Source organism: Mesorhizobium sp. M7A.F.Ca.AU.001.01.1.1, from assembly GCF_004022735.1.
Taxonomy (GTDB): Bacteria; Pseudomonadota; Alphaproteobacteria; order Rhizobiales; family Rhizobiaceae; genus Mesorhizobium; species Mesorhizobium ciceri.
This window is the reverse complement of sequence record NZ_RZPF01000623.1, coordinates 1-3,969: the sequence shown is the minus strand read 5'-3', so window position 1 is coordinate 3,969 and position 3,969 is coordinate 1. Positions and strand designations below refer to the sequence as shown.

Genomic DNA, 3,969 nt, shown 5'->3' with positions numbered 1-3,969 from the left:
CCGCAGTTCAAGCACAGCGAAGCGATGTCGCAGTCGATCGACTGCAAGACGCAGGAAGAGGTGGATTACTTCTGGGACAAGCTCATCGAAGGTGGCGGCCAACCATCGCAATGCAGCTGGCTGAAGGATAAATTCGGCGTCTCCTGGCAGGTTGTGCCGGAGCAGCTGCCGCGCCTGCTTCTGGATCCGGACCGGGCCAAGGCCGGCCGCGTGATGTCGGCGATGATGCAGATGAGCAAGATCGACATCGCCAAGATAGAGGAAGCTGCCAGAGGATAGTCGAGGGTCGCGCCGCCCCTCATCCGCCCTTCGGGCACCTTCTCCCCGTGAACGGGGAGAAGGAAAAAGCGCGACTTACGCCGCTCTGTCGCGGACCTGATAGTCCTTGATCGTGGCAAACTTGATCGCCTTCCAGCGCTCCGCTTCGTAGTTCAGCGAGAAGGCGTGCTGGGCGAGGAACACCGGGTCGTTGTCGAGGTCGCGGGCGATGTCGCCGCGATGCGCCTCGATGAAACGCAGGACCTCGGCCTTGTCGTCGGCCGAGATCCAGCGGCACACGGAAAAGCGCGACATCTCGAATTCGACCGGCAGGGTGTATTCGAAGTTCAGCCGTTCCTTCAGGACGTCGAGTTGCAGCGCGCCGACGACACCGACGATGGCCGGTGAGCCGTCCTCGGGCGAAAACAGCTGCACGACGCCCTCCTCTGCCATCTGGTGCAGCGCTTCCTTCAGCTTTTTGGCCTTCATCGCGTCGCCGAGGCGGACACGGCGCAGGATTTCCGGGGCGAAATTCGGAACGCCGCGGAACAGGATTTCCTCGCCCTCGGTCAGCGTATCGCCAATACGCAGCGTGCCGTGGTTGGGAATGCCGACGACGTCGCCGGCAAAGGCCTCGTCGGCGGTGACGCGTGTGCGGGCAAAGAAGAACTGCGGCGCCGACAGCGACATCGGTTTTCCCGTGCGTACCAGCTTGGCCTTCATGCCGCGCTCGAGCTTGCCCGAACAGACGCGGACGAAGGCTATGCGGTCGCGGTGGTTGGGATCCATGTTGGCCTGGATCTTGAAGACGAAGGACGTCATCTTCTCTTCGGTCGCCTCGACCTTGCGGGTGTCGGCCTCTTGAGCACGCGGCGGCGGTCCAAAAGCGCCGAGCGCCTCGATCAGGTCGCGCACGCCATAATTGCGCAGCGCCGAGCCGAAATAGACCGGCGTCAGGTGACCCTCGCGGAAGGCTTCTATATCAAGGGGTCTGCATGCTTCCCGCGCCAGCTCCAGCTCCTCGATGAAGGCCTCGCGCTCGTTCTCCGGCAAAAGGCCGGCGACGCGGTTGGAATCGGGACCGTTGACCGGCGTGCGCTCCTTCTCGTCGTCGCCCCTGCGCACGGCGTTCAGCGCCAGATGGTAGGTGCCGGAAAAATTCTTGCCCCGGCCGATCGGCCAGGTGATCGGCGCCGTATCCAGCGCCAGCTTCTGCTCGATCTCATCCAGAATCTCGAACGGATCGCGGCTTTCGCGATCCATCTTGTTGACGAAGGTGATGATCGGGATGTCGCGTAGCCGGCAGACTTCGAAAAGCTTCAGCGTGCGCGGCTCGATGCCCTTGGCGGCATCGATGACCATGACGGCCGAGTCGACCGCCGATAGCGTGCGATAGGTGTCGTCTGCGAAATCCTCGTGGCCGGGCGTGTCGAGCAGGTTGAAGACATTGTCTTCATACTCGAAGGTCATCACCGAAGTGACGACCGAAATGCCGCGCTCACGCTCGATCTTCATCCAGTCCGACCGCGTCTGGATCTTGTCCTTCTTGGCCTTGACCTCGCCGGCAAGCTGGATGGCGCCGCCGAACAGCAGCAGCTTTTCGGTGAGCGTGGTCTTGCCGGCGTCCGGGTGCGCGATGATCGCGAAGGTGCGGCGGCGCGCCACTTCTTCTTCTATTGCTTCGGGCATTCTCTGGGATTTCCGTGTGACAGGCCGGGCTTCTAGCAGCGCAGTGCGGGCCTGTCGACCGGTCCGGCGGCAGGGAAGCCGCCGGAAGCCATGGCTTGCTTCAGGCCAATTCGGCCGTGCGGCTCGCCTGAAAGACCTCGGGGAGCCAGCCGGCAATGGTGCCGCCTATCGCGTCGGCATGGTCTTCCTGCAGATAGTGCGCACCGGGTCCGAGATTGATGAACCGGCAGTTCTTCAGCCCGGCGGCGAATTCGCGTGCGGCCTGCGGCGCAATCAGCGCGCCGGGATCGCCCGCAAACAGCAGTTTCGGATAGGTGGAGAGCCGAAGTGCGCGATGATCATGTTCGCTGATGGCGGCAACGTCGGCGGGCTGGCCCTCGATCGGCAATTCCCGAGGCAGGCGCAACACCGGCTTTCGCGATTGCGGTGTCGGGAACGGCGCCCGGTAGACGGTCATCTCCTCATCGCTCAGTGTACGCAGCACCGAGGCCGGCAACACTTTTTCGACGAAGACATTGTCTTCCAGGACCAGCTTCTCGCCGACACCCGGCGTGCGCAGCGCCTTGAACATTTCGCGGGCTTGCGGGCGCTGATGAAAATCCTCCCAGCGCTCGAAGGGTCGGATGAATTCCATGAAGGCAAGGCCGAGCACGCGTTGCGGTCGCCGCGCCGCGAGATGGAAAGCCAGGGCCGTGCCCCAGTCCTGCGCGACCAACACCACTTCCTGGATGTCGAGCACGTCCAGGAAGGCGTCGAGATAGCGGACGTGATCGAAGAAGCGATAATCGATATCGGGCTTGCCGGATTGGCCGTAGCCGATCAGGTCGGGCGCGATGCAGCGACCGAGCGGCGCGACATACGGGATGATGTTGCGCCAGATGTGGGATGAGGTCGGATTGCCATGCAGGAACAGAACGGTGGGGCCGGACGCTCCCGTCTCGACATAGGACATGGTCGAATCGAGCACGGCGATCTGCGAGCGTCTCGGTGCAGCGACGCCAGCTTGAGAAATGTTGGCTTTCGAACTCATGGGGTCGGCTCCTTTGCAAAAACTGTGCTGAAGATGATTTTCTTGAACCGCTCGAGCGGCGCGGGGCTACGTTCAACCTTCATGCGCAGCATGGCGCCCTGCCAAGACGACAGCAGGAAGTCGGCAAGGTCCTCGGCCTCGAAGGTCTTGGAGATGTCGCCGGCTGCCTGGCCTTCGGCGATGCAGGCGGCGAAGGGCTGGCGCCAGCGTTCGAAGATGTCGACGAGTTGCAGGCGCAGCGGCTCGCTGTGGACCGCGGTCTCGAGGCTGAGATTGCCTATCATGCAGCCGCGTGCCCAATCATGCGCCTCAAGCTTCGAGGTGATGACATCGACGTAGCGCCTCAGCCGGCCGATGGGCGGCGTGCCGTCCTGCGCCAAGGCTTTCTCGACCAACTTGCCGACATAGGCGAAATAGCGGTCCAGCACCTCCCCGGCAAACTCCTCCTTGGAGGCAAAATGGTTGGTGAACGAGCCGGGCCGGGCGTCGGCGGCGGCAACGATGTCGCGCACACCGGCGGCGGCATAGCCGGAATTCCAGATGGTCCGGAACCCGGCGTCAAGGAGGTTTTCGCGGAGTGATTGTCTGGCCATACCGATATAATACGTACGTACGTATTGATGTCAAGCCGAATAATTTGCGTTGCCGATGTTGGCAAGCGGGGGTGGCACTGGAAGAGTGTCCCTCAGGGGGTGGCGAGTTTGAGGAGCGAACATGGCTGCGGTGAAACAAGTGATCGTCATCGGCGCCGGCATCATCGGTGCTTCCATGGCCTGGCACCTGACCAGGGCAGGCGCACAGGTGACGGTCATCGCCGCCGACAGCGCCGCCGGTGGGGTCGCCACGCCGAACTCCTTTGCCTGGATCAATGCCACCTGGGGCAATCCGGAGCCCTATTTCCGGCTGCGCACCCGCGCCATGGCCGAATGGTCGCGGCTGGCGCGGGACGTGCCCGGCCTGCCGCTCAACTGGTGCGGCGGCCTGTGCTGGGA

Annotated in this window: 5 protein-coding genes; 2 read left to right on the top strand and 3 right to left on the bottom strand. The window is 63.1% G+C overall.

What is annotated here, in order from left to right; translation table 11 throughout:
• On the top strand, positions 1–279 hold a 279-nt coding region (locus tag EN884_RS28525), incomplete at its 5' end, for a VOC family protein (RefSeq protein ID WP_206617660.1).
• 75 nt (positions 280–354) lie between these two features.
• Here EN884_RS28525 and EN884_RS28520 read toward each other — a convergent pair.
• The 3 genes from EN884_RS28520 to EN884_RS28510 form a co-directional block, all read right to left on the bottom strand.
• Complete coding sequence (locus EN884_RS28520; protein ID WP_013528039.1) at positions 355–1,947, bottom strand: peptide chain release factor 3; 1,593 nt, start codon at positions 1,945–1,947, stop codon at positions 355–357.
• A 100-nt stretch (positions 1,948–2,047) separates the two neighbouring features.
• Entirely contained in the window at positions 2,048–2,977 is a 930-nt protein-coding gene (locus EN884_RS28515; RefSeq protein ID WP_063169913.1) for a haloalkane dehalogenase, read from the bottom strand.
• Positions 2,974–3,570 (bottom strand): TetR/AcrR family transcriptional regulator, encoded by a 597-nt coding sequence (locus EN884_RS28510; protein ID WP_063169912.1) that lies wholly within the window; start codon positions 3,568–3,570, stop codon positions 2,974–2,976. Before EN884_RS28510 ends, EN884_RS28515 begins: the two co-directional genes overlap by 4 nt.
• Before the next feature lie 121 nt (positions 3,571–3,691).
• Here EN884_RS28510 and EN884_RS28505 point away from each other — a divergent pair.
• On the top strand, positions 3,692–3,969 hold a 278-nt coding region (locus tag EN884_RS28505), incomplete at its 3' end, for an FAD-dependent oxidoreductase (RefSeq protein WP_164895199.1).

What these genes read in the sequence shown, in the direction of transcription:
- EN884_RS28520 (WP_013528039.1), bottom strand. Translation starts at nt 1,947, where the DNA reads ATGCCCGAAGCAATAGAAGAAGAAGTGGCGCGCCGCCGCACCTTCGCG.
- EN884_RS28515 (WP_063169913.1), bottom strand. Translation starts at nt 2,977, where the DNA reads ATGAGTTCGAAAGCCAACATTTCTCAAGCTGGCGTCGCTGCACCGAGA.
- EN884_RS28510 (WP_063169912.1), bottom strand. Translation starts at nt 3,570, where the DNA reads ATGGCCAGACAATCACTCCGCGAAAACCTCCTTGACGCCGGGTTCCGG.